The 26395-nt window shown below is 71.9% G+C and carries 27 protein-coding genes and 2 pseudogenes; 12 read left to right on the top strand and 17 right to left on the bottom strand.

All coding sequences use genetic code 11. The annotated features are described in order from the left end of the window. Window positions 1-398: 398 nt before the first annotated feature. On the top strand, window positions 399-884 hold the full coding sequence (locus tag BMX65_RS21785) for a hypothetical protein (protein WP_239502096.1): 486 nt from the start codon (window positions 399-401) through the stop codon (window positions 882-884). On the opposite strand, the gene BMX65_RS21780 is transcribed toward BMX65_RS21785, so the two are convergent. The 4 genes from BMX65_RS21780 to BMX65_RS21770 form a co-directional block, all read right to left on the bottom strand. Beyond that, on the bottom strand, window positions 859-1482 hold the full coding sequence (locus BMX65_RS21780) for a Maf family protein (protein ID WP_075002051.1): 624 nt from the start codon (window positions 1480-1482) through the stop codon (window positions 859-861). The genes BMX65_RS21785 and BMX65_RS21780 overlap by 26 nt on opposite strands. Before the next feature lie 90 nt (window positions 1483-1572). After that, entirely contained in the window at window positions 1573-1710 is a 138-nt protein-coding gene (gene mmpB / locus BMX65_RS32995) for a morphogenic membrane protein MmpB (RefSeq protein WP_177214321.1), read from the bottom strand. Window positions 1711-1803: 93 nt separating this feature from the next. Next, window positions 1804-2073 (bottom strand): acyl-CoA carboxylase epsilon subunit, encoded by a 270-nt coding sequence (locus tag BMX65_RS21775; protein WP_239502097.1) that lies wholly within the window; start codon window positions 2071-2073, stop codon window positions 1804-1806. A gap of 10 nt (window positions 2074-2083) precedes the next feature. After that, window positions 2084-3688 (bottom strand): acyl-CoA carboxylase subunit beta, encoded by a 1605-nt coding sequence (locus tag BMX65_RS21770; RefSeq protein WP_075002050.1) that lies wholly within the window; start codon window positions 3686-3688, stop codon window positions 2084-2086. Between the two features lie 233 nt (window positions 3689-3921). On the opposite strand from BMX65_RS21770, the gene BMX65_RS21765 reads away from it, so the two are divergent. The 4 genes from BMX65_RS21765 (at window position 3922) to BMX65_RS21750 (ending at window position 8806) form a co-directional block, all read left to right on the top strand. Continuing rightward, window positions 3922-4770, top strand: a complete 849-nt coding sequence (locus BMX65_RS21765) for a biotin--[acetyl-CoA-carboxylase] ligase (RefSeq protein ID WP_075002049.1) — start codon at window positions 3922-3924, stop codon at window positions 4768-4770. A gap of 553 nt (window positions 4771-5323) precedes the next feature. Next, complete coding sequence (locus BMX65_RS21760; protein ID WP_075002210.1) at window positions 5324-6442, top strand: adenylate/guanylate cyclase domain-containing protein; 1119 nt, start codon at window positions 5324-5326, stop codon at window positions 6440-6442. A gap of 80 nt (window positions 6443-6522) precedes the next feature. Continuing rightward, complete coding sequence (locus BMX65_RS21755) at window positions 6523-7323, top strand: enoyl-CoA hydratase/isomerase family protein (protein ID WP_075002209.1); 801 nt, start codon at window positions 6523-6525, stop codon at window positions 7321-7323. A 241-nt stretch (window positions 7324-7564) separates the two neighbouring features. Then, window positions 7565-8806: a GGDEF domain-containing protein gene (locus BMX65_RS21750; protein ID WP_075002048.1), complete on the top strand. Its 1242-nt coding sequence runs from the start codon at window positions 7565-7567 to the stop codon at window positions 8804-8806. Between the two features lie 155 nt (window positions 8807-8961). On the opposite strand, the gene BMX65_RS21745 is transcribed toward BMX65_RS21750, so the two are convergent. Together BMX65_RS21745 and BMX65_RS21740 are read right to left on the bottom strand one after the other, a co-directional pair. Next, the gene (locus BMX65_RS21745; protein WP_075002047.1) at window positions 8962-9846 is read right to left on the bottom strand and encodes an alpha/beta fold hydrolase; all 885 of its coding nucleotides are present in this window, start codon (window positions 9844-9846) and stop codon (window positions 8962-8964) included. After that, window positions 9839-10564: a TetR/AcrR family transcriptional regulator gene (locus BMX65_RS21740; RefSeq protein ID WP_338068945.1), complete on the bottom strand. Its 726-nt coding sequence runs from the start codon at window positions 10562-10564 to the stop codon at window positions 9839-9841. The genes BMX65_RS21745 and BMX65_RS21740 overlap by 8 nt, the downstream gene beginning before the upstream one ends. Before the next feature lie 134 nt (window positions 10565-10698). Between BMX65_RS21740 and hutH the strand changes: the two genes are divergently transcribed. The 3 genes from hutH (at window position 10699) to BMX65_RS21720 (ending at window position 14677) form a co-directional block, all read left to right on the top strand. Continuing rightward, a complete protein-coding gene (hutH, locus tag BMX65_RS21735; RefSeq protein WP_075002045.1) occupies window positions 10699-12246 on the top strand; it encodes a histidine ammonia-lyase in 1548 nt (515 codons plus the stop codon). A 673-nt stretch (window positions 12247-12919) separates the two neighbouring features. Continuing rightward, window positions 12920-14152 carry a L,D-transpeptidase gene (locus BMX65_RS21725; protein ID WP_177214320.1) on the top strand — a complete coding sequence of 411 codons (1233 nt, stop codon included), beginning with the start codon at window positions 12920-12922 and terminating at the stop codon, window positions 14150-14152. Window positions 14153-14326: 174 nt separating this feature from the next. After that, entirely contained in the window at window positions 14327-14677 is a 351-nt protein-coding gene (locus BMX65_RS21720; RefSeq protein ID WP_075002042.1) for a DUF1330 domain-containing protein, read from the top strand. Window positions 14678-14717: 40 nt separating this feature from the next. On the opposite strand, the gene BMX65_RS21715 is transcribed toward BMX65_RS21720, so the two are convergent. Continuing rightward, the gene (locus BMX65_RS21715; protein WP_075002041.1) at window positions 14718-15125 is read right to left on the bottom strand and encodes a YybH family protein; all 408 of its coding nucleotides are present in this window, start codon (window positions 15123-15125) and stop codon (window positions 14718-14720) included. A gap of 77 nt (window positions 15126-15202) precedes the next feature. On the opposite strand from BMX65_RS21715, the gene BMX65_RS21710 reads away from it, so the two are divergent. Continuing rightward, the gene (locus tag BMX65_RS21710; RefSeq protein ID WP_239502098.1) at window positions 15203-15673 is read left to right on the top strand and encodes a winged helix-turn-helix transcriptional regulator; all 471 of its coding nucleotides are present in this window, start codon (window positions 15203-15205) and stop codon (window positions 15671-15673) included. Between the two features lie 27 nt (window positions 15674-15700). Here BMX65_RS21710 and BMX65_RS21705 read toward each other — a convergent pair whose 3' ends face one another. Continuing rightward, window positions 15701-16624 carry a phosphorothioated DNA-binding restriction endonuclease gene (locus BMX65_RS21705; RefSeq protein WP_075002208.1) on the bottom strand — a complete coding sequence of 308 codons (924 nt, stop codon included), beginning with the start codon at window positions 16622-16624 and terminating at the stop codon, window positions 15701-15703. 109 nt (window positions 16625-16733) lie between these two features. Here BMX65_RS21705 and BMX65_RS21700 point away from each other — a divergent pair, with 109 nt between their 5' ends. Then, window positions 16734-18539 carry a hypothetical protein gene (locus BMX65_RS21700; RefSeq protein WP_075002039.1) on the top strand — a complete coding sequence of 602 codons (1806 nt, stop codon included), beginning with the start codon at window positions 16734-16736 and terminating at the stop codon, window positions 18537-18539. Here the strand turns inward: BMX65_RS21700 and BMX65_RS21695 are convergent. Beyond that, the gene (locus BMX65_RS21695; protein WP_075002038.1) at window positions 18493-19371 is read right to left on the bottom strand and encodes a potassium channel family protein; all 879 of its coding nucleotides are present in this window, start codon (window positions 19369-19371) and stop codon (window positions 18493-18495) included. The two genes, BMX65_RS21700 and BMX65_RS21695, sit on opposite strands and share 47 nt — an antisense overlap. Before the next feature lie 550 nt (window positions 19372-19921). Between BMX65_RS21695 and BMX65_RS32990 the strand changes: the two genes are divergently transcribed. Next, a complete protein-coding gene (locus BMX65_RS32990; protein WP_177214319.1) occupies window positions 19922-20098 on the top strand; it encodes a hypothetical protein in 177 nt (58 codons plus the stop codon). Window positions 20099-20290: 192 nt separating this feature from the next. Here BMX65_RS32990 and BMX65_RS21690 read toward each other — a convergent pair. From BMX65_RS21690 to BMX65_RS21680, 4 genes and pseudogenes are all read right to left on the bottom strand, one after another. Next, window positions 20291-20589, bottom strand: a pseudogene (locus BMX65_RS21690) (hypothetical protein). After that, window positions 20586-21890: a hypothetical protein gene (locus BMX65_RS32530; RefSeq protein WP_143081874.1), complete on the bottom strand. Its 1305-nt coding sequence runs from the start codon at window positions 21888-21890 to the stop codon at window positions 20586-20588. The pseudogene BMX65_RS21690 and the gene BMX65_RS32530 overlap by 4 nt, the downstream one beginning before the upstream one ends. A 422-nt stretch (window positions 21891-22312) precedes the next feature. Beyond that, window positions 22313-22441, bottom strand: a complete 129-nt coding sequence (locus tag BMX65_RS33985; RefSeq protein ID WP_275435199.1) for a hypothetical protein — start codon at window positions 22439-22441, stop codon at window positions 22313-22315. 247 nt (window positions 22442-22688) lie between these two features. Beyond that, the gene (locus tag BMX65_RS21680) at window positions 22689-22979 is read right to left on the bottom strand and encodes a hypothetical protein (RefSeq protein WP_075002036.1); all 291 of its coding nucleotides are present in this window, start codon (window positions 22977-22979) and stop codon (window positions 22689-22691) included. A 245-nt stretch (window positions 22980-23224) separates the two neighbouring features. Between BMX65_RS21680 and BMX65_RS21675 the strand changes: the two genes are divergently transcribed. After that, a complete protein-coding gene (locus tag BMX65_RS21675) occupies window positions 23225-24505 on the top strand; it encodes an NsdA family TPR-like regulatory protein (RefSeq protein WP_239502100.1) in 1281 nt (426 codons plus the stop codon). A 4-nt stretch (window positions 24506-24509) separates the two neighbouring features. Here BMX65_RS21675 and cutA read toward each other — a convergent pair whose 3' ends face one another. The 4 genes and pseudogenes from cutA to BMX65_RS21655 all read right to left on the bottom strand — a co-directional run. After that, window positions 24510-24842, bottom strand: a complete 333-nt coding sequence (gene cutA / locus BMX65_RS21670) for a divalent-cation tolerance protein CutA (RefSeq protein ID WP_075002035.1) — start codon at window positions 24840-24842, stop codon at window positions 24510-24512. Between the two features lie 110 nt (window positions 24843-24952). Continuing rightward, the gene (gene msrA, locus BMX65_RS21665) at window positions 24953-25618 is read right to left on the bottom strand and encodes a peptide-methionine (S)-S-oxide reductase MsrA (RefSeq protein WP_075002034.1); all 666 of its coding nucleotides are present in this window, start codon (window positions 25616-25618) and stop codon (window positions 24953-24955) included. 52 nt (window positions 25619-25670) lie between these two features. Then, entirely contained in the window at window positions 25671-25967 is a 297-nt protein-coding gene (locus BMX65_RS21660; protein WP_075002033.1) for a hypothetical protein, read from the bottom strand. Window positions 25968-25971: 4 nt separating this feature from the next. After that, window positions 25972-26395, bottom strand: a pseudogene (locus BMX65_RS21655) (mycothiol conjugate amidase Mca); the annotation flags it as partial.

Here is a 26395-nt window from a genome sequence, read left to right as displayed (position 1 = left end):
ACAGGCGACACCTGACGCCGAGCCGCCAAGGGGGGTGAGCTTGCCCACACGGAGTGTCACCCGTGGGTCGCGCAGAACCGGATCTCCCCTCGTTGTCCCACGGTACGCCGCATTCGGCGGTGGAATGTGCGCCTCGGGCATGTGGGCTAGCTCTCTGTCGGAGTCGTGCGCCTGAGCGCGTCGTCTTTGTGGGGTCCCTACGACTCGCAGACGGAATTTTTGCTTTGCGTCGATTCTCTTGCCCCGGCTTGTACCCGTGAGTAGCGTTCGCCCTGCCAAGAGCACGTACCTGGAGTAACCCGCAGCGCACAGCGGAACCGCGTCGGGCGGGACGGCCGCCGAGCCGTCAAACGGCCGTCGGCGCACCGAAGATGCAGGCGACGGAAGAGGTGGGCGGAGTGGCAGGGCGCAGACGGGCAGTGGCCGCGGTGACCGCGTTGGTGCTCACGGTGGAGGCAGCCGTGCTCGTGGGGCTCAATCTCTTCCTGGGCAAGGTCGCGGACGCCCAGCAGATGTCCCTGGCCGGTATCGAGCCGCGCGCCATGACGATCTCCGCGGTGCTCGGCGCCGTGCTGGTCGGCGGCTATGTGCTGGGCTGTGCGCTGATCCTCCTCCGTACGGCGATACGTGACGTACCGCCGCGCGGCTTCCTGCGCATCGTGCTGATCAGTTGCGCGGTGGTGCACGGGGTGCTCGGCGCCTTCTGCGTCGGCCTCGTCGGCTGGCTGGCGTTCGTGCTGCTGATGAGCGTCCTGGGCCTCATCGTCTGGTCGTTGACCTGGTACGGCGAGGCGATGGCGGAGCCGGCCGGCCGCCCCGCCGAACACCCCGGCGAGCGCCCCGGCGACGGGCCCGGCGTCAGCGCGGAGCCCACAGGTCCGTGACGGCGACGCCCAGCTCGCCCAACAGCCTGCGCAGCGTGGGCAGCGAGAGTCCGAGCACGTTGCCGTGGTCGCCCTCGATACCGTCCACGAACGGCCCCGAGCGGCCGTCGAGCGTGAACGCGCCCGCCACGTGGAGCGGTTCGCCGCTGGCGACGTAGGCCGCGACCTCCGCGTCGGAGGGCTGCCCGAAGTGCACCGTCGTGGAGGCCGTCACCGAGCGGCGCGCGCCCTCCGCGGCTGCGCGGGTGTCCACGACGCAGTGCCCGGTGTGCAGCACCCCGGAGCGGCCGCGCATGTCCCGCCAGCGCGCCGTCGCCTCCGCCGCGTCGGCGGGCTTGCCCAGCGGCCGCCCGTCCAGCTCCAGCACCGAGTCGCAGCCGACGACCAGCGCCTCGGCGGCCTCGGCCCGCGCGGCGACCGCCGCCGCCTTGGCCTCGGCCAGCACCCGGGCCAGTTCGGACGGCGTCGGCGCGTCGAGCGCGTCCTCGTCCACCCCGCTGACGACCACCTCGGGGGCCATCCCGGCCTGCCGCAGCAGTGCGAGACGGGCGGGGGAGGCGGAGGCCAGCACAAGACGCGGTGAGTTCATGCGGGCCATCGTAGGGAGTCGCCGTGCCGGGCCCCACGCGGGCGCCCGGGGCGCCCGGGGCGCCCGGGGCGCCCGGGGCGCCCGGGGCACCTGGGGTGCCTAGGAGTACGTGACCGAGAGCAGCAGCATCATCACCACCGCGGTGACCACGAGCAGCACCCAGCCGAGGCGGTGCATCTTCTCCTGGGTCCTGCGGATGTCCGGCGGCGGCTCGTCTCGGGGATCGGACCACAGCATCCGCCCATGGTGGCCGCACCGCGGCGCCCGCGCCTGAGTACGCGTACTCAGGCGCGGGCGCACGCCGCGCACGCCCGCGGCGTGCGCGACCGGTCAGCCTGCCCAGAAGGTGCGGCGCCAGGCATCCGGACCCGGCGCGGGCGGCGGGCCGGGCACCGTACGGGCCGGGTCGGACCAGGCGCTGGGCGCCGCCCGCCGCGGCTCGTCGGCCGGCACGGCGCGGGCGCGCACCCGCACCACCGCCAGCGCCGCCGCCAGTTCCTCGGGAGTGGGGTTGCCCCGCACGACCCGGATGGACGGCTCGGCCCCGGCAGCGCCCTCGGCTGCGCCCCGCGGGGCGGTCTCGACGGACTCCGTCGTCATCGCACTCTCCTCACAGCGGGATGTTGCCGTGCTTCTTCGGCGGGAGCTGCTCCCGCTTGCTGCGCAGCGTGCGCAGGCCGCGGGTGATGTGGCGGCGGGTCTCCGCCGGGCGGATCACCGCGTCCACATAGCCGCGCTCGGCCGCCACGTACGGGTTGAGGAGCGCGTCCTCGTACTCCTGGGTGAGCTGGGCACGCAGTTCCTCGGTCTGCTCGGGAGTACCGGCGCCCGCCAGCTTCTTGCGGTGCAGGATGTTGACCGCGCCCTGCGCGCCCATCACCGCGATCTGCGCCGTCGGCCAGGCGAAGTTGAGGTCGGCGCCCAGGTGCTTGGACCCCATCACGTCGTAGGCGCCGCCGAACGCCTTCCGGGTGATCACGGTGATCAGCGGTACCGTCGCCTCCGCGTACGCGAAGATCAGCTTGGCGCCGCGCCGGATGATCCCGTCGTACTCCTGGTCCGTGCCGGGCAGGAAGCCGGGGACGTCCACGAAGGTGAGCACGGGGATGTTGAACGAGTCGCAGGTGCGCACGAAGCGCGCCGCCTTCTCGCTCGCGTCGATGTTGAGGCAGCCCGCGAACTGCAGCGGCTGGTTGGCGACCACCCCCACCGGGCGGCCCTCGACGCGGCCGAACCCGGTGACGATGTTCGGCGCGAACAGCGCCTGCGTCTCCAGGAACTCACCGTCGTCCAGCACATGCTCGACCACGGTGTGCATGTCGTAGGGCTGGTTCGCCGAGTCCGGGATCAGGGCGTCCAGCTCCCGGTCCTCCTCGGAGGTCTCCAGGTCCGCCTCCTCCGGATAGCCGGGCGGCTCGGAGAGGTTGTTGGAGGGCAGGTAGGACAGCAGCGCCTTGACGTACTCGATGGCGTCCTTCTCGTCCCCCGCCATGTGGTGCGCCACACCCGAGGTCGCGTTGTGCGTGCGGGCGCCGCCCAGCTCCTCGAAGCCGACGTCCTCACCGGTGACCGTCTTGATCACGTCCGGCCCGGTGATGAACATGTGCGAGGTCTGGTCGACCATCACGGTGAAGTCCGTGATCGCGGGCGAGTAGACGGCGCCGCCGGCACACGGGCCCAGGACCAGGGAGATCTGCGGGATCACCCCGGAGGCGTGGGTGTTGCGGCGGAAGATCTCCGCGAACAGGCCGAGGGCCGCCACCCCCTCCTGGATCCGGGCGCCGCCGCCGTCGTTGATGCCCACGACCGGGCAGCCGGTCTTCAGCGCGAAGTCCATGACCTTCACGATCTTCTCGCCGTAGACCTCGCCGAGGGCGCCGCCGAAGATGGTGAAGTCCTGCGAGAAGACACACACGGGGCGGCCGTCGACGGTGCCGTAGCCGGTGACCACGCCGTCCCCGTACGGGCGGTTCTGCTCCAGCCCGAAGTTGGTCGAGCGGTGCCGCGCGAACTCGTCCAGCTCGGTGAACGACCCCTCGTCGAGCAGGAGTTCCACCCGCTCCCGGGCGGTCAGTTTCCCCTTGGCGTGCTGCTTCTCCACCGCACGCTCCGAGCCCGCGTGCACGGCCTCCGCCGTGCGCTGCTCGAAATCCGCGAGCTTGCCCGCGGTGGTGTGGATGTCGAGGTCGTCGATGTCGGGGCTGGGCGAGGACATCTCGGAGGGCTCCTTACCGTCGCGGGTTGGCTACCGACCCGTAGGCTATCGGCGACCTGCCCGTCACGGAGTGCGTCGTTGGCCACACTCGGACCCACCCGGCACCCACCCGGCACCCACCCGGCACCCACCCGGCACCCACCCGGCACCCACCCGGATCCACTCCGACCGGTGTCCGGTCCCGTCGGCGGGTGGCGGGGGCCGGATCCGGCGTACCCCCATAACCTGGCCGCATGACGTCACACCGCTGGTCCGACCTCGACCGTCCCCCGCTCCGTCAGGAGGCCCTGCGCAGGGCCCTGCTCGGCGGGGACTCCCTCTGGACCGACCTGGAGGTGGCCGAGTCGATCGGCTCGACCAACACGGAGCTGGTGGCCCGCGCCCGCACGGGCAGAGCCGGGCCGGGCGCCGTCCTCGTCGCGGAGGAGCAGACCGCGGGCAAGGGGCGGCTGGACCGCTCGTGGACGGCCCCGCCCCGCTCCGGCCTCTTCTTCTCGATGCTGCTGCGCCCCGAGCCCCCGGTGGAGCGCTGGGGCTGGCTCCCGCTGCTGGCCGGGGTGGCCGCGGCGGGCGCGCTCGCCCGTACGGCCGGTGTCGACACCGGCCTCAAGTGGCCCAACGACGTGCTGACGACCGGCCAGGACGGGGAACGCAAGATCGGCGGCATCCTGGCGGAACGGGTCGACTCCGACGCCGTCGTCCTCGGCATCGGGCTCAATGTCAGCCTCCGCGAGGACGAGCTGCCGGTCCCCACCGCCGGTTCGCTGCTGCTGGCCGGTGCGCAGGGCACCGACCGGGACCCGCTGCTGCGCGCGGTGCTGCGCGCCGTGGAGGACTGGTACGGCCGCTGGACGGCGGCGGACGGCGACCCGGCGGCCTCGGCCGTGCTGGACGCCTACGCGGCGGGCTGCGTGACGCTCGGCAGGACCGTGCGCGCGACGCTGCCCGGCGGGGGCGAGCTGGTGGGCGAGGCCGTCGCGGTGGACGGCGACGGCCGGCTGGTCATCGCCTCGGAACAGGGCGTACAGCATCCGGTCGCGGCCGGTGACATCGTCCATCTGCGCCCCGCGGCCGGAGAGTGAGGTAGCGCACAACTGCCGTATGGTGGGCAATCGGCGGTGACATCGAGTGCCACCCGGGAGCGGTGGCCGGACCGCCGGCAGATCGGGCAAGAGGGAACGGAAGGGCTGTGCGCAGGGACGACGCGAGGCCGCGACACCACGCCGCGGAGCGTGCGGGGAGCCCGCGGTGACCGTGGACGAACCGGGCGTGCCCGGACGCGGAGCGGCGTCCGCCGGGTCCGCACCGGTGCCGGGTGCCACGGGCGCCGGAGCCGGGACCGGAGCCGGGGACGGCGACCGCGGAGCGCCGGACGCCGCCGATCCCGCGGACGCCGCGGCGGGTCCGCCCGGCGATCCCGCGCCTGGCGATCCCGGGGACGGTGCCGCCGCGGAGGCCGTCCCCGCGGACGGCGGCCCCGGTGATCCCGCGGGGGCACCGCCGGCCGGGGGCGCCGACGCGTCCGCTGCCGGAGCGCCGTCCGCTGCCGGAGCCGCGTCCGCCGCCGGAGCCGGTCCGGCTCCGCAGGGCGACGCGGAGCCGTCCGCCGATGCCGGTTCCGCCGCGTCTTCGGGCATCGGTACCGGCACCGGCATCGGTACCGGTACCGGTTCGTCCGCCGGGGACGGGCCCGCGGGCCCCTTCGCCGAGGGCGCGGGGGATCCGGACGACGAGCCCGACCCCAGCGCGCTGCGCATCGAGGAGCTCATCCTCGGGTCGGAGCGGCAGTACACGCCCTTCCAGGCCGCCCGCGCCGCCGGGGTCTCCATGGAGCTGGCCTCCCGGTTCTGGCGGGCGATGGGCTTCGCCGACGTCGGTCAGGCCCGGGCGCTGACCGAGGCCGACGTGCTGGCGCTGCGGCGGCTGTCGGGCCTGGTCGAGGCCGGGCTGCTGAGCGAGACGATGGCGGTGCAGGTGGCCCGCTCCACCGGGCAGACCACGGCGCGGCTCGCGGACTGGCAGATCGACTCGTTCCTGATGGGGCTGACCGAGCCGCCCGAGCCCGGGATGACCCGCAACGAGGTCACCTTCCCGCTGGTGCAGCTCCTCCTGCCCGAGCTGGAGGAGTTCCTGGTCTACGTGTGGCGGCGCCAGCTTGCGGCCGCCACCGGGCGGGTCGTCCAGGCGCAGGACGACGAGGAGATGGTCAACCGGCGGCAGGCCATCGGCTTCGCCGACCTGGTGGGCTTCACCCGGTTGACCCGCCGCCTGGAGGACGAGGAACTGGGCGAGTTGGTGGAGGCGTTCGAGACCACCTCGGCCGACCTGGTCGCCGCACACGGCGGGCGGCTCATCAAGGCGCTGGGCGACGAGATCCTCTACGTCGCGGAGGACGCGGGCACGGCGGCGGAGATCGGGCTGCGGCTGATCGAGACGATGGCCAACGACGCGACGATGCCGGAGCTGCGGGTCGGTATCGCCTTCGGGACGATGACGACCCGGATGGGCGATGTCTTCGGCAACACGGTCAACCTCGCCAGCCGGCTGACCTCGATAGCGCCCAAGGACACGGTGCTGGTGGACGGTGCGCTGCGGGCCGAACTGACCGCTTCCGGCGCCGCGCCGGAGTCGGAGAAGGAGAGCGAGGACCTGTCCGGGTACCGGTTCGCGCTCCAGCCGCTCTACCAGCGTCCGGTGCGTGGGCTGGGCGTCGTGGAGCCCTGGCTGCTGCGGCGCCGCGGCACCGGGGGTTAGCCGGGCACGGGCGGCCGACCCGGTGCGGGTGCGCGCCGGACGTTGACGGGCGGAAGTTAGCGACCGTTATCGTGGCGGCCATGGATCTCAGCGAGCAGACGTTCGGGGAGTGGGTGCGGGTCCGCAAGGACGGGCACGTCGCGGAGCTGGTGATGGACCGGAGAGGGGCCATGAACGCCGTGTCGACGGCGTTCGCGGGCGCCCTGGCCGACGCGTGCGGCGCGCTCGCGCGGGACGGCGAGGTGCGGGCCACCGTGCTGACCTCCACGCACGAGCGCGCGTTCTGCGTCGGCGCCGACCTCAAGGAGCGCAACTCCTTCAGCGACGCGGAGCTGGCCGCGCAGCGTCCGCACGCCCGCGCCGCCTACACCGGGGTGCTGGAGCTGCCGATGCCGACGATCGCAGCCGTGCACGGCTACGCGCTGGGCGGCGGATACGAACTGGCGCTGGCCTGCGACCTGATCGTGGCCGACCCCACCGCGGTGCTGGGCCTGCCCGAGGTGTCGGTCGGCGTGGTACCGGGCGGTGGCGGCACCCAACTGCTGCCGCGCCGGGTGGGTGCGGCGCGGGCCGCCGAGCTGATCTTCACCGCGCGCCGGGTGGCGGCCGAGGAGGCGCGGGCGCTCGGCATGGTCGACCTGCTCGCGGAGGCGGGTGAGGACCGGGCCGAGGCGCTGGCGCTCGCGGCCCGGGTCGCGGCCAACTCGCCGGTCGGGCTGCGCGCCGCCAAGCGGGCGCTGCGCACCGGATGGGGGATGGACCTGCGGGCGGGGCTGGAGGTGGAGGAGGCCGCCTGGCGTACGGTCGCCTTCTCCGGTGACCGGGCCGAGGGCGTCGCGGCGTTCAACGAGAAGCGGAAGCCGGACTGGCCCGGGGTCTGACCCCGGCGCCCCTCGGCCGGCCTCCGGCGGTCCGGCGGTCCGGTGCGGTGGTCCGGTGCGGCGGCCCGGTGTCGTGGTCCGGTGTCGCGGTCCCGGCGGCCCGGTAGGCGGCGGAAGGGCGGCGGTCTTCGGGCGCCGGAGGGCGCGGTTTCCCGGCAGGGCGCGGGGTCTTCTTCGTAGAGTGAAGCTCTGTGTAATGATCCGTGCGGCGGAACAGGACGAAGCCTCCTAATCTTGGCGTATGGGTCGAACAGCGGAGGACGCGGACGGGCGCCTCGATGCCGTCGTCGTGCTGTCCCAGGCCATGGCGGCGGCCCAGACCTCGGCGCCCGTCGCGGCCCGCCCGCATCCGGACCCCGCGGAGGACCCCGAGGCCGCCGCCGCGCGCTCCCACCGGGACATAGCCCACGCGGCGGCCGAGGGCGCCCGCGCGGCGACAGGCGGCGCGTTCGCCGCCGTGTCCGTCTGGGAGCCGGCCGGCGGCCGACTGCGCGTGCTGGCCAACGTGGGGGAGCGGACGCCGGAGGAGGCCGAGTTCCCCGCCGACGAGTCCTACCCGGTGCACGATTTCCCGCAGCTCGCCGAGTTGCTCCACGAGTGGTGGGCGGGCGGCGGCCGACCCCGGGCATGGGTGGTGGGCGACGGCCCGGAGGTGGCGGGCGGCGCCGGGGACCGGGCCGCGCACAGCTACCGGCAGGTGGCGGCGCGGCGCCGCAGGGGCCGCGGCTCCTGCGTGATCGCCCCGATCGTGCTGCGCGGCCGGGCCTGGGGAGAGCTGTATGTGGCTCGGCCCGCCGGAGCACCCGCCTTCACCCGCGCCGACGCCGACTTCGCCGCGGTGCTCGCGGCCCTCATAGCCTCGGGCATCGCGCAGAACGAGCAGTTGGAGGAGGTCCGCAGGCTCGCCTACACCGACCCGCTCACCGGACTCGCCAACCGGCGCGCCGTCGAGACCCGGCTGGACGAGGCCATCGCGCTCCACCGCGATCTGGGCACCGTCGTCAGCCTCGTCGTCTGCGACATCAACGGGCTCAAGGGCGTCAACGACGCCCAGGGCCACGAGGCGGGCGACCGGCTGCTGGAACGGTTCGCCGCCGTGCTGTCCGCAGGTGCCGCCGCCCTGTCCGGCGCACTGGCCGGGCGGTTGGGCGGCGACGAGTTCTGCATGCTGGCCGTGGGCCCCGCCGCCGACGAGGTGGTGCACGCCGTCGGCGAACTGTGCCGCAGCGCCGCCGCGCTGGAGCTGGGGGAGGGGGTGGCCTGCGGGATCGCGTCGACCGGCGACCCGGTGGGCGCCGTGCGCTCCGCACACCGCCTCTTCCGGCTGGCGGACGCCGCCCAGTACCGCGCCAAGGCGCTGCGCTCCGGCGAGCCCGTCGTCGCGGGCCGGGAGGGCGGGCCCGACGACCCCACGGTCCGGCTGGCCGCCACCCCCGACCCGCTGCCGCCCGCCCCCGAGCGCCGCCGCTTCCGCCGGAGCTGAGCCCCGCCGCCGGGCTCGTCTGTGCTGAGCCCCGCCACCCGGGCCGCCCACGCCTGACCGCCCGACTCCGCCCGCCGACCGCCCGCCCGCCTCCTCCCCGCGGACGGGCCCTCCCGGCGGACGGCGACACCGCCGCCGGTCGCGCGGCGCCGGTGTCAGCCGTCGGCCTCCGGCGCGGGGTCCGCCTCCCGCAGGACGCGGTGCAGCGCGCGGGCGAACGCCGCCGGGTGCTCGACGCTGCCGAGATGGCCGCCGGGGAACTCCCGGCGCCGCGCCCCCACCGCCTCGGCCAGCTCGGTGGCGAGGGTGTGCGGGAGCTGCCCGCGGGAGGCCCGGCCGACCCCGACGACCAGCCGGTCCGGGGCGGCCCGGAGCCGGGCGAGGTCCGGGGTGTGGTGGGTGAAGGGCTGCAGCACGTGCTGCAGGAAGTGGGCGCTGCTCGCCTCCACGGCGGCCCGCAGCTCCTCCGGCATCGGTTCCGGCGCGCCCTCGTCCTCGCCCGGGTCGAGCGGCTTGGCTTCGCCCATCGCCGCTCCCATCCGCGCGTAGCCGGCTCCGGCGCCCTCGCGTGCGGCGACGTCGCTGATCTGCGCGAACGCGTCCAGGGCCGGTCCGGGGTCGGCCGACACCCGGGCCAGCGGCGGCTCGTGCGCGACGGCGAGCCGCACCCGGTGCGGGTGCAGCGTCAGCAGTTCCACGGCGGTGACGCCCCCGGAGCTGGTGCCGAACACGTAGCAGGGCTCGTCGGGGGAGAGCAGGTCGAGCAGCCGTCCGGCGTCGGCCGCGTGCACCGCCACCCGCTGCTCCTGGCCGGGGGCGTCCAGCGGGCTGCCGCTGATGCCGCGCGGGGCGTAGCTCGCCACGGTGAAGTGGGCGGCGAGCACGGGCGCCACGCCGTGGAAGACGTCCGCGTTCCCGGCGCCGCCCGGTATGAGCAGCAGCAGCGGCCCCGTGCCGCGCACCTCGTAGCCGAGGGTGGCGCCCGGGACGGGCAGGGAGCCGGAACGGGGTCCGGTGGCGTCGGCGGATCGGTCATTCACCGGTCTTCTCCTCTTCTCGGGTGTGTTCGATGTGTTCGATGCCGTGCCCGGCGCCTCCGGCGTTGCGCCCGACGGCCGGTGCCGGTCCGGGGTCCGGGGCCGAGGGCGGAGCGCCGGTGCTCCGCGGCTCCGGCTGCGCGGTCCGCGGCCAGTTCTCCAGCAGGAAGTGCAGTGCTTCCAGGGAGCGGCGCCAGGAGGCGTCGAGGTGCCGCGGGTGGCTGAACCCGGTGCGGGTCTCCAGGTCCGCGTAGCCGTGGAAGGTGCTGCGCAGCAGCCGTCCGGCGTCGGTCAGATCGGGTTCCCGGAGGCCGTAGGCGCGGAGCATGCCGTAGGTCAGCTCGATGCTGCGGCGGTGGCCGACGGACTCGGCGGCGACGGCGGGGTCGACCTGGAGCTGTCCGGCGGCGTAGCGGCCGGGGTGTTCGAGGGCGTAGCCGCGGAAGGCGTCGGCGAACGCGATCAGCGCGTCCTTGCCCGCGCGCCCGGCGACCGCTGCGCCGATCCGGTCGGTCATCTCGCGGGCTGCCAGGACGCACAGCCGGGTGCGCAGGTCGGCGAGGTTGCGGACGTGGGAGTAGAGGCTGGCGTCCTTGACGCCGAATCCGCGGGCCAGCGCGGACAGTGTGACGTTGTCCAGGCCCACCTCGTCCGCCAGCTCGGCTGCTGCCTGGACGATCCGGTCCACGGTCAGACCCGCGCGCACCATGCGCTCACCCATCCTCTCCGGCGTCGGCCGCGTACGGTCCGCAGCCTAAAACTAGGAGCCCTAGGAAGAAAACTAGATTTCCTAGGGGGCGGGTCGGCGCCTCGTGACAGATGGCAATTCACTCACTAGGGTTCGTGAATATGAATATGCACACTGTGGTCGTCGGGAGCTCGGGCACCAGCCCCGAGGAGGTCGTCGCCGTGGCCCGGGACGGGGCCCGCGTCGAACTGGATGAAGAGGCCCGCGAAGCGCTGCGCACCGCCCGCCGCTTCATCGACGACCTCGCCGCCAAGCCCGACCCGGTCTACGGTGTCTCCACCGGCTTCGGCGCCCTCGCCGTCCGCCACATCGGCCCGGACCTGCGCGCTCAGCTCCAGCGCAACATCGTCCGCTCGCACGCCGCGGGAATGGGCCCGCGGGTGGAGCGCGAGGTGGTGCGCGCGCTGATGTTCCTGCGGCTGAAGACCCTCGCCTCCGGCCGCACCGGGGTACGCCCCGAGGTGGCCCAGGCCATGGCCGACCTGCTCAACGCGGGCATCACACCGCTGGTCCACGAGTACGGCTCGCTCGGCTGCTCCGGCGACCTCGCCCCGCTCTCCCACTGCGCCCTCACGCTGATGGGCGAGGGCGAGGCGGAGGGCCCGGACGGCGTGCTGCGCCCCGCCGCCGAGCTGCTCGCCGAGCACGGCCTCACCCCCGTGGAACTGCGCGAGAAGGAGGGGCTGGCGCTCCTCAACGGCACCGACGGGATGCTCGGCATGCTGCTGATGGCGTGCGCCGACCTCGCCCGGCTGTTCAGCTCGGCCGATGTCGCGGCGGCCCTGTCGCTGGAGGCGCTGCTGGGGACCGACCGGGTGCTCGCCCCCGAACTGCACGCCGTCCGGCCGCACCCGGGGCAGGCCGCCAGCGCGGCCAACATGCTCAAGGTGCTGGAGGGGTCGGGACTCACCGGTCACCACCAGGACGACGCGCCGCGGGTGCAGGACGCCTACTCGGTGCGCTGTGCCCCGCAGGTCGCCGGAGCGGGCCGGGACACGCTCGCGCACGCCCGCGCCGTCGCCGAGCGGGAGCTGGCCTCCTCCGTGGACAACCCCGTGGTGCTGCCCGACGGGCGGGTCGAGTCCAACGGGAACTTCCACGGAGCCCCGGTCGCCTACGTCCTCGACTTCCTCGCCGTCGCCGTCGCGGACCTCGCCTCGATCGCCGAGCGCCGCACCGACCGGCTGCTGGACAAGAACCGCTCCCACGGCCTGCCGCCGTTCCTGGCCCATGACGCGGGGGTGGACTCCGGGCTGATGATCGCCCAGTACACGCAGGCCGCGCTGGTCAGCGAGCTGAAGCGGCTGGCGGTGCCGGCTTCCGTCGACTCCATCCCGTCCTCGGCGATGCAGGAGGACCATGTGTCGATGGGCTGGTCGGCGGCCCGGAAGCTGCGCACGGCAGTGGACGGACTCGCCCGGGTGATCGGCGTCGAGGTGTACGCGGCGGCCCGGGCCGTCGAGCTGCGCTCCGGGACGGCCGGACTGGTGCCCGGGGAGGCGGCGCGGGCCGTGATCGCGGGGCTGCGCGAGGCCGGGGCCGGAGGGCCGGGCGGGGACCGCTACCTCGCGCCCGACCTGGCAGCCGCCGAGGGCTTCGTCCGCTCCGGCGCGCTCCTGGACGCGATCCGGCCGGTCACCGGGCCGCTCGCCTAGCCGGCCGGCCCGGCCCGTACGGACCGCGCCAGGCGCGCGTGGCGGGGAGCCGGCGTCCGGGGCCGGTGCGGCGGCGGTGCGGCGGCGGTGCGGCGGCGGTGCGGCGGCGGAAGTGAAGCGGGGGAGCTGAAGCGGCGTCGCCCGGGGTGACCGGTTGGTCACTCCGCCGCCGCGCCCCCGGCATGTTCCAACCGCGTCACAGAGTTGCTGTGATGGGTGGGATGTTCAGGTTTTTCGGGGGTAGCGTTGGCGGTGGGTACGAACCCGAGAGCGAGCAGGACTCCGCCGGCCGCCGCGGCAGTGGCCAGAGGGCGGCGGTGGACTGACAGCTTCGAGGGTCCGGCCTCGGACACGAACGCCCTCCTGGGTGCGTGGGTACGGCGTACGGCTTGGGGGTCAGTGGTGAACTGGCCGTACGCGGGCCGATGTTACTGAGAAGCGGAGGCAAGGGGGAAGTCATACTTCCGCTTTTCCTGGGAACCAGGAGAGGTCACATACCAGGCGGACAGGTGTCCTGGACCACAGTTTGACAGAAAGTGGAACCGGTCATAGTCCCCGGTGCGTTCTTGTGCAAAGAGCTGGAGCGCACATGTCCGATTTCGGACGCTGTGGGGGCTGCGCAGCTTTTTACCGGGGAGACATGGGGTTCCGAAGGCAGATGGAGAAGCCAGTGATGACGGGTGGGAAGCACCGCAGGGGTCTCGCGGTCACGGCCGCGCTGCTCGGTGGGGTGCTCACGCTGAGCGCCTGCGGCGGTGGTGACGACGGTGACGACACCGAGAAGTCGGCCACCAAGAACGACATATCCGCCGAGAAGGACAGCTCGTCCGCCCGAATAAAGATCTCCGCCAAGGACGGCGCCGACAACGCCAGCATCAACACCGGCGGCAACGTCACCGTCACCGGCGGCAAGCTCACCAAGGTGAGCCTGAAGGCGGTCCAGAGCGGCGCCACCATAGAGGGCAGCCTCGGCTCCGACGGCAAGAGCTGGAAGCCCGGCAAGCAACTCGAGCGGGCCACCAAGTACGAGATCAGCGCCACGGCCAAGGACGGCGAGGGCCGCAAGGCCGTCGAGAACCGGACCTTCACCACCGTCGCACCCGAGCACAGCTTCATCGGCACCTACGCCGGTCAGGACGGGTCCACGGTCGGGGTCGGCATGCCGGTCTCCATCACCTTCGACAAGCAGATCCAGAACAAGAAGGCCGTCCAGTCCGCGATCAAGGTCAGCTCCAGCAGCGGCCAGGAGGTCGTCGGCCACTGGTTCGGCAACGACCGCCTCGACTTCCGTCCCGAGGACTACTGGAAGCCCAACACCAAGGTCACCCTCGACCTCGGCCTCGACGGTGTGAAGGCGGGCAACGGCAACGTCGGCGTCCAGGACAAGAAGGTCACCTTCAACATCGGGCGCAAGCAGGTCAGCACGGTCGATGTGAAGTCCTACAAGATGAAGGTCGAGCGCGACGGCAAGGTCGTCAAGACCATCCCGATCTCGGCCGGCAGCGCGAAGAACCCCACGTACAACGGACAGATGGTGATCTCCGAGAAGCACAAGGAGACCCGGATGGACGGCAACACCGTCGGGTTCGGCCGCAAGGGCTCCGAGGGCTACGACATCCCGGACGTGCCGCACGCCATGCGGCTGTCCACCTCGGGCACCTTCATCCACGGCAACTACTGGGGCGCGCCCTTCGGCTCCGGCAACACCAGCCACGGTTGCGTCGGCCTCAAGGACACCCGCGGCGCGGGCAGCACCTCCACCGACGCCGGCTGGTTCTACGAGAACTCGATGATCGGCGACGTCGTCGTGGTCGAGGGCTCCCCGGACAAGACGATCCAGCCCGACAACGGCCTCAACGGCTGGAACATGAGCTGGTCGGAGTGGAAGGCCGGATCCGCGGTCTGATCCGCTGACACCTCCTCCACACGGCTGCGGGCCCCGCGACATGCGGGGCCCGCAGCCGTGTGCGGGCCCGCCCTTACCTGCCGGGTCATCGCCCCCGGGCCGCCACGCGGCGAAACTGGTCGTACTGCACAGCGTTCCGCACCAGAATCGCCACTCGGCCTCCGGAGGTCCCCCATGACCGCGTACGCGATAGCCCGGCTGCGCAACCGCGAGATCCACACCGACCTCGTCACCTACGTCGAGCGCATCCAGGCAAGCCTCGACCCCTACCAGGGGCGCTTCCTCGTCCACGGCGGCGCCCCCGAGGTGGTGGAGGGCTCCTGGGCCGGCGGGGTCGCCGTCATCGAGTTCCCCGACCGGGAGACGGTCCGCGCCTGGTACGACTCCCCGGAGTACCAGGAACTGCTCCCGCTGCGCACGGCGCACATCGACGGAGACGTGATCATCGCGCAGGGCGTCGGCGACGACTACGACCCCGCCTCCATGGCGGCCGCCTTCCACCGGGCGATGGCCCAGGAGTCGTGACGCCGGCGGCCCCCGGCCACCCCACGGGGCGGTCGACCCGCTACCCCACCGGGCGGTCGATCACATAGCGCCACACCCCGTCGGCGCCCCGCCGGGCCACATCGGTCGCCGTCCCCTGAAGGTGCAGCGGACGCCCGTCCGGGCCGGTGCCCTCGATCTCCCAGTCCACGATCAGCAGCGCCGTGTCCCCCGCCGGACAGACGTGCCGGGGCCGCACGGTGATCGGCAGGCCGAGCCCCAGGAACTCCGCGTTCGCGCGCGCGATGCCCTCCGGCGAGTCGGCCACCCTGCCGTCCGGCGCGACGAACACGGCGCCCTCCTCGTACATCCCGGCCACCGCCTCCGGCCGCCCCGAGTTGAACCGCTCCGCGAACACCGCCGGAACGTCGGCGGCCGCGCGGGCCACCGGCGGGGACCAGTTGTCGGTCGGACTGCTCTCGCTGTGCACAGTGCTGCTCCTCCTCGGCCGGGACGGCGCCGTACGCTCGGCGCACACGGACACCGCCGACGTTAGGACCCGCCGACGTGACTCACCGAACGGTCAGTTGCGGCCCCCGCCCCGCCCGTCCCGGCCTGCCGGACGACCCGCGGGCCCGACTGCCGGACGCCCAGCGGGCCGATGTGCCGGACGCCCCGCGTCCCGGGCTGCCCGACGACCCGCGGGCCGAGGCGGACGCGCCCGCGCCGTCCTGCCCCGTCGAGATCACCCTGCACGCGCTGCGCGGCCGCTGGACGACCCTGGTCGTACGGGAACTCCTGCGCCGCCCGCACACCTACAGCCAACTCGCCGCCGCCCTGCCCGGCCTCTCCGACAAGACCCTCACCGAGCGGCTCCGCCAACTCGCCGACGCCGGCGTCGTGCTCCGGGACCGCTCCCCGGGCTGGCCCACCACGGTCCGCTACCGGCTCACCGCGCAAGGCCGCGCCCTGGGGCCCGTACTGCAGGCCATGTGGGAGTGGGGCGCGGCGGCCGACCCTCCCGAACCGGCCCGCTGACCTCGAACCGGCCCGTTGCCCCCCGGACTAGGCCCGGAAGACCTGTGTGGTGTGCCACCGCGCGTAGGGCGCGGCGACCGGCTCCGCCCCGGCCTCTTCCGGCGCCGCCACCGGGCGGCCGGCCAGTTCCCGGACCTGGGCACGGGCCGCGGCGCCCGCGCCGGAGAAGCGGGCGGAGACGGTGATCCGCAGCCCCGGGTCCAGGCCCAGCACGCCCTTGTCGAACAGTTTGTGATGCAGGGAGCACAGGCACAGCGCGTTCGACAGCTCGTCGGGCCCGTCGTACGCCCACCAGTGCACATGCGCGGCCTCCAGCCCCACCGGGCGGCGTCCCAGCGCGCCGTCGAAACCGCAGAAGGCGCAGCGGTTGCCGTACGCGGCCAGCACCCGGGCGCGGAGCCGCCGCGCGGCACCGGGGTCCCGGACGAAACGGCGGACCGCAACCCGCGCCCGCTCGGCCGCCCCGCCGGACACCCCGGTCATCCGCGCCAGGTCCGCCGCCTCCAGATCCAGCCCCGCGTCGGCGGCGATGTCCTCTTGGAGGGACGGCGGGAAGTGCAGGTCGAGAAGCGTGCGGGCGAGAACGGACAGCAAGGCGGGATCGGTGTCCAGCGCCGTGCGCAGCTCCGGCACCAGCCGGCCCACCGCGCCGCTCTCCCGCAGCCGCCCGACGCCGGGACCCGGGCTGTCCGCACCGGAGTCCGTGCGCACCTCCCACACGCCGTCGCTCACCAGGTGGTGGAAGGGATAGCCCGGCGATGTCCGGCGGGGCGGACCGTACTCGCGCAGCAGCCCGGCCAGGTCCTCCTCGACGTCCGTGTACCGCAGCCCGCTCTCCGGCGCGGCCTGGAACCGGCCCAGCGCGTACAGCAGCAACAGCGGCTTGTGCGGCGCCCGTTCCGGCCCGGAGGCCCACTGCCGCAGCCCGCCGACCCGCTCCACCCAGTCCACGTCCACCACGCGAGCGAGGGTACGCCGCGCGGTCCGGCCGCCCGCCCGCGGCCCGGCGCGCGGCGGCGCCTGCGCCGAACGGCACGGCCACGGCGGCAGGATGCCGTCCATGCCCACATCTGCGCGGAATGCCGAACGGGCCGGCCGCCGGGACCGCTGGTGGCTGGCCGGGGTCTGCGGAGCCTTCGGGGCGCTCTCGCTGGCGGTCGTCCACCCCGGCCTGCCGCTCGGCTGGGACGAACTCGTCTACGCCAGCCGCTTCGTCCCCTACGGCCCCGAGACGCCGTTCAGCGCCCCCCGCACTCGCGGCGTGCCGCTGCTGATCGCCCCGGTCGCCGCCGTCGGCCACTCCGTGCCGCTGCTGCGCTGCTATCTGACCGTCGCCGCCGCACTCGCCCTCTACCTGGGCTTCCTGCCGTGGCTGCGCGCGGTCGCCCGCCGAGGCGTGGTGCCGCTCGCCGCCGCGCTCTACAGCAGCGTGTGGTTCGCGCTGTTCTACGCCGGTGCCGCGATGCCCAACCACTACGTCGCCATGGGGCTGACCGCGGCCTTCGGCTGCTGCGTGCCCGCGCCCGAGGCGGCGTCGTCGTCCGGGCCCGGGTCCGGGCCAGGGGCGTCGTACGCGTCCGCAGCCGCGCCGGGGTCCGGGCGCGGTCCCGGACCGGTCCGGGACCGGGTGCGCACCTGGGCCGCCGTGCCGGCGGCGCTGGCTGCCGCCACCCTGATACGGCCCAACGACACCGTCTGGCCGGTCGCGGTGCTGCTCGGGGCCGCACTGTGGACCCGGCTGAGCCCGGGTCGGCGGGGGCCGGGGCGTGGGCCAGGCGGATCGGAACGGGGCCGGCCGCCACGCTCCGGAGCCCCGGCGTCGACATCGGCATCGGCCCCGGCGCCGGGCGTCGCGGTCGCCGCGTCGGCCGGGGTGCTGCTCGGGCTGCTCCCCTGGGCCGTGGAGGCCCGGCTGCGCTTCGGCGGCGTACTGGAGCGGGTGCGGGCGGCCGGTGACATCCAGGGCGGGATGCACCTCCACCTGTCCCTGGACACCGTGTTCCGGCACGCGGCGGCACTGGACGGGCCGCTGCTCTGCCGCCCCTGCGAGGGGGTCACCGTCGGATGGGCGTCCGCCGCATGGTGGCTGCTCATCCCGCCGCTGCTCGCCCTCGGCGTCAACGCGGCGCGCAAGGAGGGCCGTACAGCACTGGCGGTCCTGCCCACCGCGGCGGCGGCCGCCGTGGCCGTCCCGTACCTGTTCTTCATGGACTACGCGGCGCCGCGCTTCCTGCTGCCGGCCTACGCGCTGCTGGCACCGGTGGCCGCACTGGGCGTGTGCGGAGCACTCCGCCGGGCGCGCGCGGCGCGGAAGCTGTGGCTGCTCGCCCCGCTCGGAGCCACCGCGGCGCTGCTGCACCTCGGTTTCCAACTCCACCAGTTGGACCTCCACTCCGGCATCCAGGCAGCGGCCCGCCAGGACTGGCAGCGCATGGAACGCGTCCTGCGCGCGCACGGGGTGCGCCCACCGTGCGTACTGGCCGGGAACAGCTCCACCATCCCCGTCGCCCACACCGCGGGCTGCCGCCCCGCCGCGCAGGGCCACCCGGCTGCGGAGGACCCCCAGGCTGCGGAGGACCACCAGGCTGCGGAGGACCGTCCTGCCGCGGGCCGTCCTGCCACGGGGGGCCGCCCCCACGCCCTCGTCCTGCGCGGCGTCCCGTTGCCCGCCTGGGCGGCGCGGGCCGGCTGGCGACTTCACCCGGTCCCGCACACCTACAACCCGGGCTGGCGCATCGCCGTTCCCCCGCCGACCGTCCTCGGGGCGCCCCCGCGGCCTTCCGGCGACCGGCTGCCGGACGAGCAGTCCTCCGACCCCGTCACGGCAGGGGAGGACGCCGCCCATGGTCGTGCGCGTACGCGGTGAAGACCTCCGCAGGAGTGCCGCCCGTCCGCAGGAACCGCTGGTCGAGGGCGAGAGCGAGGTCCGTCAGCGCGTTGCCGAGGACGGTGGCGGCCAGCCGCACCTCGCTCTGCTCACTGGAGTGCCCGCGGCGGCCGAGGTCGACGGCATAGTCGATCGTGGCGGCCAGCGAGAGGTCGTCCTCACCGTCGTGGAAGTAGTAGGCGTCCGGGTACTGGGTGAAGTCCACGCGGATCCGCACCACTTCCGCCGCGATGCCCTCCAACAGTGCCGCTCCCGTGGCGGAGTGCAGATACTGGGCGGGCGGCTGGACGCGGCGCAGCATGGCCAGCCGCAGCGCCAGGCTCCTCCGGCGGGCGAGCGCGGGATAGATCTGCAGCACCCAGGAGACGGTCGTGGTCAGCAGTGCCAGCCCCACCAGCGCCTCCAGCGGTGCGACGAGCCGCAGCCAGCCCGCGGTCGGCGCGATGTCCCCGATCCCCAGCGTCGCCAGGTTGACCAGTGACACATAGAGGGAGTCGAGCAGATCCCCGTGCTCGTGCGGCGCCAGCCCGGCCGCGAAGGCGAACCCCTCCGGCATGTGCGGCAGATAGACGAGCGCCCACCCCAGGACCACGAGACAGGTCCACATCCCGACGACCGTCACCATCGCCAGCGGCCCGACCAACTCGTTCATGCCCCTGCGGGCGGGGAACCGATGCGACAGCCTCCACAGCGCCGTCATCACGAGTCGGCTGGCGCCGCCCCTGCGGGTCGGATGCCAGAGCGTGTGGAACAGATCCCGCAGTGCGGCCAGCACCAGACCGGCCCCGAGGAGCGACACCAACCAATCCATCCACCCAGCATGCGCTCCGCAGCGCCCCGGACACAGCAGGTGACCCGTGCCCTCGATGCCGGCGGCACGTCCGCGGACAGTCCGGGCACCGCCCCCGCGGTCGTCCGCCGCGAGGCCGGCAGGCATGCTCGCCGACCCCTTCGGATTCCAAGGCAGTCAAGCAGGCGACCCGGACGAACCCGGAGTCAAGACCCCGTTCGTCACGGATGGCCGAGGGCGTGCCGAGGTGACACCTTCGAAACGAAGGCTCACGTGTGATGCTGGTCACATTCTCTCGTGCGGGCGCGGAGGATAACGGGAGGTATCGGGACGATATTTCAAAGGTTGCTGCCGATCCCGGGGTGTTTCGACGGTGTCGGTGCAGGTGGGCGGCAGATCCGGACCCGGCACGTCCGCTGGTTTGCCCTGCGGGATACGCATGGGTGAGAGTGATTCCCAATCCGGAGGCTGCTCGCACCTTCGGAATGCGAAGAGAGTTCCTTGCGTCGCCTGGGAAGTGAAGGACGGCCTCTCCTCGTATCCATCTGTGACCGAAGGGGCATCGTCAGGTATGAACGGGACAGGAACCGAGCTCGGCGCCCAGTCATCCCAGTCGCCCCGTGCGCCGGTCGTCCTCCACATCGCCGCACTGATCGCAGGCGTCGTCCTCATCACCACCGGCAAGGCCACCCCCACCGAAGCCGCGCTGTACGTGACCCCGTTCCTGGCTCTCTACGCCCGCCGATAGCGCGGTCGCCGGCCTGCTACCCGGTGACCGCCGGATCCGCTACACATCTGGGAACGGCGGCGGACCTCCACTCGGCGGCATCGGTTCGCCCAGTTCACCTGGGGAGACGCTCCTCTCCGGTCACCACGTGAGCCGGAATGCCGCCCGCCGCGTGCGCGTGGTCGGGGTCGTACTCCCAGCGCCAGTCCGTGCTCACCGCGGTGGTAGGCCGAGCGCGGCGTGGGCCTCGTCGAGGAACCTGCCGATGGCGGACGCGGCGCCGCGGGCCTGTTGCGCGTCGCCGGTCGCCGCGGTGTCCTCCCAGCGGCGCAGCTCCTCGGCGAGATGCGGCTGCCGTTGGATGTGGACATGGACCGCCCACTGCGCGATGAACCGCTGGAGCGGTGCGAGATCGGAAGCCTGGCGGGACTGGTCGGCTGCCTGATCGGGCTCACGAGTGAAGGCGACAGGGCAACCGGTGCGATCTGCGATTCCCAAGATTTCTCCGTCAGTTGTTTTTCGCTGCTTCAACATCCGAACCCTTTATAAGAGCCTTGTCCAGTGCCCCTTTGAGAATGTCACGCGTGGCATCGGTGGCTGGCAGAGCTGCGAAAACTGCAGTGGCAAGCAATAGGACGCGAATTCCATCGGAGGCTGGTCCGACTCCGGGTAACACAGGAATCGTGAGGGCTGCTGCTATCAAAGTGCAACTGGGTGCTGCCCTGCGGAGACTGCGCGCGAAACGAGATGTAGGCGTGACTTCGGGTGTATTCGCAAGTAATTCATCCCACTTTCCATGTGCGGCCGAAATTGCGCCAGCCAGAACGGATGCACATACGCGGTCGTACTGTTCGATAGAGTGGGCTTTTGCGATCTCTCCACTGAGTCCGCGCAGCGCAGCAGCGATCCGAGCGTGATCACATCGAATCTGCCTTCGCAGTGTTCTCTCTCGCCAATGGGCAGTCCGAATAGGCACGGGATTCATCTCGATGGTGCGAGCTGACTCGTCCATTAGGGTTCGAATCTGCCGCAAGATGTGCGGTTTAAGGTGGTGCGGCCTCCTGGCGTGCAGAATCCAGGAAAGATAATGAAGCCGCCAGACAACCTGATCGGTGGTCTTTTCATACTCTGCGCGCGCGTATCGATCAAGAAGTTGCCGAAAGGCGTTTGTCCAGCGGCGCAGTGCTACCCCTATGAGAAAGCTGCCCCCTGAGAGAACTTGCCAACCGGTCGGCCACTCTCGGTAGTTGTTGGATCCGGAAAATGCCACCCAGGGTAAGCCGATGAGGGTGAAGCCTATCACGGACACCCAGGAAATGAGTAGAAAATCAAATCTACTCTTCTCTGATTCAGGGTTACCGTGAAGCCTGTCTCGTAATATGGATAGAGCTGCTCTTCGGCTGGCCCATAGAGTGCCGGTCGCCATTAGGGTCAAGGCGATTTCGGCTTGTTCGAGGATTGGTAATCCGGAGCTCTTGGTCGGCTGCAAGTCCATGAAGGGATTTGAAATTATCTGACCGTTGAGTAGCCAGAGTAGTAGCGTGGCGCTGCCTGCGCTAACAGCACCTGCCCCGATAATGGAAAATCTGTCATGTCTTTGCCGCATCCATGCTGGAAGGAAAACGCCGATGGCAGCCGACTGTGCGGCATCGATCAAACGTTCCCGGTCCGATGGGTCTTGGATCGGCAGGGTCAACAAAATGCGTCGCCTGATCTTTATTTCCTCGTCGCGGCTCTCTCGCTCTTCGGTCAATCTTTGAGGAGTGTTGAACTTGAATTGATGCCAATTCCATGTCCGAGAAAGTGCCCCCATGGTGCCCCCCTGGTCGCCCGAAATCTCACCTGTCGCACCTGGGGTAAAGATGCCACCGTGCGTACCGTCCTATGCGGATCATTTTCTCTCGGTCCGGGCGGGACCGGATCGGTGGTGTGCCCTTCATCGGCGGGATCAGAGCCTGACTGTCATGCATGTTGGCGCCCGAGACGTTGGCGGGTAGCAGGCCGGTCCGTTCGGTGATCGGGTGGACCGTGCCGAACGAGGGCGCAGCGACGACCCCGGTGCCATCTGCACTGGGGGTTCGTGATCGATCCCCGGCAGGACCACGCCGGATGCTGTCCAGGCGACGGACGGTCCGGCACTGCGTATGCGGGTGTTCCGCCTGGCCCGCCCCCCCCCCGACCGCTGGCGGGAGTCGAAGATCGCGGGAGCCGGGCCTGCTCAGAGCGACAGTTGTCTCAGCGCCCGCCACCACCCGACGACCACTTGTTGAGCTTGCGCACGGCCGCCTCCAACTCTTCTCGCTTCGTCGCCTGGTCTTTCTGCCCGTGGCGGCGGCTTTGCTGCTCTCCTTGGGCCTCCGCCATCAGTACGGCCTCCAAGGGCTCAGCGCGCCCTTCCGCCCCTGTGGTGCCAGGCCCGCCCTCTCGCACAAGAGCCGTGTCAATTGCGCTTCCAGCAGGGCGGCATCATCCACGGACAGCACAGCCGACTCAGTCGAGACGTGAACGTCACCCCGAAAGACCTGAAGCGAGATGTGGAACCGGTCATCGACCAAGCGCACATCGCCGGCCACCTTGAACCGGCGCGGCACGTCCTCATGCCGGTGGCCGCTCACCTCATCACCGCCATGTCGTACCGCGTGTACGCCAGCACCCCACGACGAAGCCGATCCCGCTGCTGTGCTTCCCGCTTCTCGTGTGCCACGACATAGGGCCGGACCAGGCGGACATCTTCGCCACGCAGCGAAGACCGATCGAAGACCCGATGCACGCGCGGAAGCATCAGGGTCAGGGTGTCGCCAGGGATCGCGGGGGATGCTGCCTCGACGATGCGATGACGACCCGCACCGGGGAGCAAGCGTTGCAACAGCCATCGCACGAACTGAGGGATAGAGTTTGCCACGTTGACGCTCCTGCACAGCGTTGACCACGCCCCCGGACCGTTCGCATCGGTCGCGGGGGTCTCTTGCGTCGCCAACTGTGCTGGGGGAGAACGGCGATGGCTTCCCGTCCGTGGCTGTCCCCATGATGGGTAGGCTGAAAGTCAGGCTTCGCGACACACTGTCATCAGCAGGCGCTATGGGGCACATGATGACTGGTTACAAACCGCCGACCGCACTACCGCGAGAGCTTCTCAGCCACCCCGAGATGCGCGCCGCGATCGTGGCTCACGACTTCGGCGCGGTCTTCTTCCTTGCCCGGCAACTGGCCAAGATCAGCTACTCCAAGATTGCCGCAGAGTGCGACATCAAACCCGAACGCGTCGGCACACTCGCCCGTGGCCAGGGCCGCATCACGTCATTCGACAAGATCGTGACTATCGCCGACGCCTTACACATCCCCGGACGCCTGCTCGGCCTCGCACCCCGGGCCTGGGAACCAGGCACCGCGCCCGGTCATGCCCCTACCGCCTCAGCACACACCACACCAGCGACCCGAGAGGGAAATGAGACAGTGCTGCGCAGGGAATTGTTCAAAGCCTCAGCCGGGGCAGGTCTGGTTCTCGGCCTGCCTGAGCTGACCCGGATCAAGGCAGGCCGACACATCGGCGGAGACGTGCCGGACCAGTTGCGCCACCGCACGGCACGACTGCGGCGCCTCGATGACGTCCTCGGCGGTGGAGACACCTACCGCGTCTACCTCGGCGAGTACCAAGCAACCAAGACGATGCTGCGAGAGGGCAGCTATACGGAGGAGACCGGGTGCGCGCTTCTGTCAGTGCTCTCCGAGCAGGCGCAACAAGCAGGATGGGCCGCATTCGACGCGGGCCATCACGCCGACGCGCGCAGCCTCTACGAGGACAGCCACCAAGCCGCTGTCGAGGCGAAGGACGCAGCGCTGGCCGGGAACGCGCTGGCATTCCTCGCCTACCAGAAGATCGACACGGACCGGTCCGCAGGGATAGAGACCGCTGTCCAGGCGTGCCGCACAGCCGGCCCAGACGCACCGCCCGGGGTGCGCGCGTTGCTGTATGAACGGCTGGCATGGGCCTGTGCTGTCGCCGGGAACGCCAGGGATACCGAACGCGCTCTGAACAACGCGGAAGGTGCTCTCGCCGAAAGCGACGGAAGTCCGCAACCCGACTGGTCCTCATGGGTCGACCGCAAAGAACTCCAGATCATGACCGGCCGCTGTTGGACCGAGCTGCGTCGGCCGCTGCGCGCCGTCCCCGTCCTCGAAGACGTGCTCACCGGATACGACGACGCCCACGCACGGGACAAGAGCCTCTACCTGTCATGGCTCGCCGACTCCTACCTCGCTGCCGGAGAGATCGAGCAGGCCACGGCCATCACCAGTCGGGTACTGGAGCTGTCAGCCGGAGTGGCGTCCGTCCGCCCACGGCAGCGCCTCGCCCCGATCCTCCGGCAGCTCAGCGATCACCACGGGCTTCCGGCCGTGGCCGAGGTGCTGGAGAAGGCCAGGGCGTGACAGGTCAGTCCCCAGGGTCCGGATCAGCGGTCCGCTCCACCCATCGCAGGTAGGCGTCCGAACCCGCCACGATCGGTACTGCGGACACCTCCGGGTTCTTCCACGGGTGGTGCTCCACGAGGTGCGCCTCAAGCTCTGCGTACCGGTCGGCACGGGTCTTGAACAGCAGTTGCCACTCTTCACCCGTGCCGAACTCGCCCAGGTGCCAGAAGACGGAGACCACCGGACCGACGATCTGCGCACCTGCCGCGAGCCGGGCCGTCACCACCGATCCCGCGAGGGTGGTGGCCTGCTCCCGGGTCTCCGTCGCCGTCGCCACCTGAAGGAAGTCAGTCATACCGGCGAGCCTAGTCCGCCTCGCCGGTCAGCGCTCCGATGCGGCGACGCTCGGTCGCCCCGTCCTTGCGGACGGCGCCCCCACCCGGCGGCGGGCCCGCTCTCGGCGCCTCACTCGCCCGTCGGGGCCAGGCCGATCGGGCAGCTGACGCCCGTGCCGCCGATGCCGCAGTAGCCGCCCGGGTTCTTGTCGAGGTACTGCTGGTGGTAGCCCTCGGCGGGGTAGAAGGGGCGGCCCTCGGCGGGGAGGATCTCGGTGGTGATCGTGCCGTGTCCGGAGCCGGTGAGGACCTGCTGGTAGGCGTTCCGGGAGGCTTCGGCCGCGGCGGCCTGTGCGGGGGAGTGGGTGTAGACCGCCGAGCGGTACTGGGTGCCGGTGTCGTTGCCCTGGCGGAAGCCCTGGGTCGGGTCGTGGGACTCCCAGAAGCGCTTGAGCAGGGTCTCGTAGGACACCTTCGCCGGGTCGTACACGACGCGCACTGCCTCGGTGTGCCCGGTCAGGCCCGAGCAGACCTCTTCGTAGCTGGGGTTCGGGGTGGACCCGCCCTGGTAGCCGACGAGGGTCGTCCAGACGCCGTCCGTCGTCCAGAAGACGCGCTCGGCGCCCCAGAAGCAGCCCATGCCGAAGTCGGCGATCTCCAGGTCCTCCGGGTACGGGCCCTGGAGCGCCGTGCCGAGCACGGTGTGGCGCTCGGGTACCGCGTACTCCGGCTCGGGGCGGCCCTGCAGAGCCTCCTCGGGGGTGGGGACGCGGTTCTTGAACCTGCCGAACAGCATGTCGTTCTCCAGAGGGAGGTCGAGGCGAGGGGCCGGGCGGCCGGCGGGCCGCTCAGCCCTTTCGCTCGGATGGTGCCGGGGCGGCGGCCTCGGCCTTGCGCGCGTCGGCGGCGGTGGCGGTCCCGTCGGCGGTCCCGCCGGGGGCGGCCGCTGCCGCGGGCGCGGTGCCGGCGGGCTCCTCGAAGTCCACGCGCCGCATGTGCTTGTTCATCGACTTCATCAGCATCCACACGGCCGCGCCGATGAGGGCGAAGACGACGAAGCCGAGCACGCCGGGGGTCACCTTGTTCTCGTCCAGGTCCTTCGCGAGCGGAAGGACCTGGACGAGCGTTGTCTGCGTCGGGCTCATACCGTCAATTCTCGCGGATGCCCGCGAAGAGGTCGTGCTCGGGGAGCGAGGTCTCCACGCGGGACTTCGCCAGCTCGTACTCCTCGGTCGGCCAGACCTCCCGCTGGATGTCCATCGGGACGCGGAACCAGCCGCCGTCCGGATCGATCTGGGTGGCGTGCGCGATCAGCGCCTTGTCGCGGATCTCGAAGAAGTCGCCGCAGGGTACGAAGGTGGTGATCTCGCGCTCCTTGATCCCCATCTTCTCCCAGCGCTCCAGCCACTGGGTGTAGGGCGACTCCAGGCCGCGGTCCAGCATCGCCTGGTGCATCGCCTCGGTGCGCTGCCGGTTGAAGCCCTGGTTGTAGTAGAGCTTCTGCGGCTGCCACGCCGGGCCGAACGCCTCCTCGGGGTACTTCTCGGTGTCCGCCGCGTGCTCGAAGGCGACC

Origin of the sequence: Streptomyces qinglanensis (genome assembly GCF_900111245.1) — a bacterium.
In the GTDB taxonomy this organism is placed as follows: Bacteria; Actinomycetota; Actinomycetes; order Streptomycetales; family Streptomycetaceae; genus Streptomyces; species Streptomyces qinglanensis.
Note: the sequence above shows the minus strand (reverse complement) of the source record. Positions and strands in the feature narration are given on the sequence as shown.

What these genes read in the sequence shown, in the direction of transcription:
- BMX65_RS21750 (WP_075002048.1), top strand. Translation starts at nt 7,565, where the DNA reads ATGGGTCGAACAGCGGAGGACGCGGACGGGCGCCTCGATGCCGTCGTC.
- BMX65_RS21675 (WP_239502100.1), top strand. Translation starts at nt 23,225, where the DNA reads ATGCGCGCCGCGATCGTGGCTCACGACTTCGGCGCGGTCTTCTTCCTT.
- BMX65_RS21660 (WP_075002033.1), bottom strand. Translation starts at nt 25,967, where the DNA reads ATGAGCCCGACGCAGACAACGCTCGTCCAGGTCCTTCCGCTCGCGAAG.
- BMX65_RS33985 (WP_275435199.1), bottom strand. Translation starts at nt 22,441, where the DNA reads ATGGCGGAGGCCCAAGGAGAGCAGCAAAGCCGCCGCCACGGGCAGAAA.
- BMX65_RS21740 (WP_338068945.1), bottom strand. Translation starts at nt 10,564, where the DNA reads ATGGGTGAGCGCATGGTGCGCGCGGGTCTGACCGTGGACCGGATCGTC.
- msrA (WP_075002034.1), bottom strand. Translation starts at nt 25,618, where the DNA reads ATGCTGTTCGGCAGGTTCAAGAACCGCGTCCCCACCCCCGAGGAGGCT.
- BMX65_RS21755 (WP_075002209.1), top strand. Translation starts at nt 6,523, where the DNA reads ATGGATCTCAGCGAGCAGACGTTCGGGGAGTGGGTGCGGGTCCGCAAG.
- BMX65_RS21775 (WP_239502097.1), bottom strand. Translation starts at nt 2,073, where the DNA reads ATGACGACGGAGTCCGTCGAGACCGCCCCGCGGGGCGCAGCCGAGGGC.
- BMX65_RS21695 (WP_075002038.1), bottom strand. Translation starts at nt 19,371, where the DNA reads ATGGATTGGTTGGTGTCGCTCCTCGGGGCCGGTCTGGTGCTGGCCGCA.
- BMX65_RS21765 (WP_075002049.1), top strand. Translation starts at nt 3,922, where the DNA reads ATGACGTCACACCGCTGGTCCGACCTCGACCGTCCCCCGCTCCGTCAG.
- hutH (WP_075002045.1), top strand. Translation starts at nt 10,699, where the DNA reads ATGCACACTGTGGTCGTCGGGAGCTCGGGCACCAGCCCCGAGGAGGTC.
- BMX65_RS21780 (WP_075002051.1), bottom strand. Translation starts at nt 1,482, where the DNA reads ATGGCCCGCATGAACTCACCGCGTCTTGTGCTGGCCTCCGCCTCCCCC.
- BMX65_RS21725 (WP_177214320.1), top strand. Translation starts at nt 12,920, where the DNA reads ATGACGGGTGGGAAGCACCGCAGGGGTCTCGCGGTCACGGCCGCGCTG.
- BMX65_RS21770 (WP_075002050.1), bottom strand. Translation starts at nt 3,688, where the DNA reads ATGTCCTCGCCCAGCCCCGACATCGACGACCTCGACATCCACACCACC.
- cutA (WP_075002035.1), bottom strand. Translation starts at nt 24,842, where the DNA reads ATGACTGACTTCCTTCAGGTGGCGACGGCGACGGAGACCCGGGAGCAG.
- BMX65_RS21720 (WP_075002042.1), top strand. Translation starts at nt 14,327, where the DNA reads ATGACCGCGTACGCGATAGCCCGGCTGCGCAACCGCGAGATCCACACC.
- mmpB (WP_177214321.1), bottom strand. Translation starts at nt 1,710, where the DNA reads ATGCTGTGGTCCGATCCCCGAGACGAGCCGCCGCCGGACATCCGCAGG.
- BMX65_RS21700 (WP_075002039.1), top strand. Translation starts at nt 16,734, where the DNA reads ATGCCCACATCTGCGCGGAATGCCGAACGGGCCGGCCGCCGGGACCGC.
- BMX65_RS32530 (WP_143081874.1), bottom strand. Translation starts at nt 21,890, where the DNA reads ATGGGGGCACTTTCTCGGACATGGAATTGGCATCAATTCAAGTTCAAC.
- BMX65_RS32990 (WP_177214319.1), top strand. Translation starts at nt 19,922, where the DNA reads ATGAACGGGACAGGAACCGAGCTCGGCGCCCAGTCATCCCAGTCGCCC.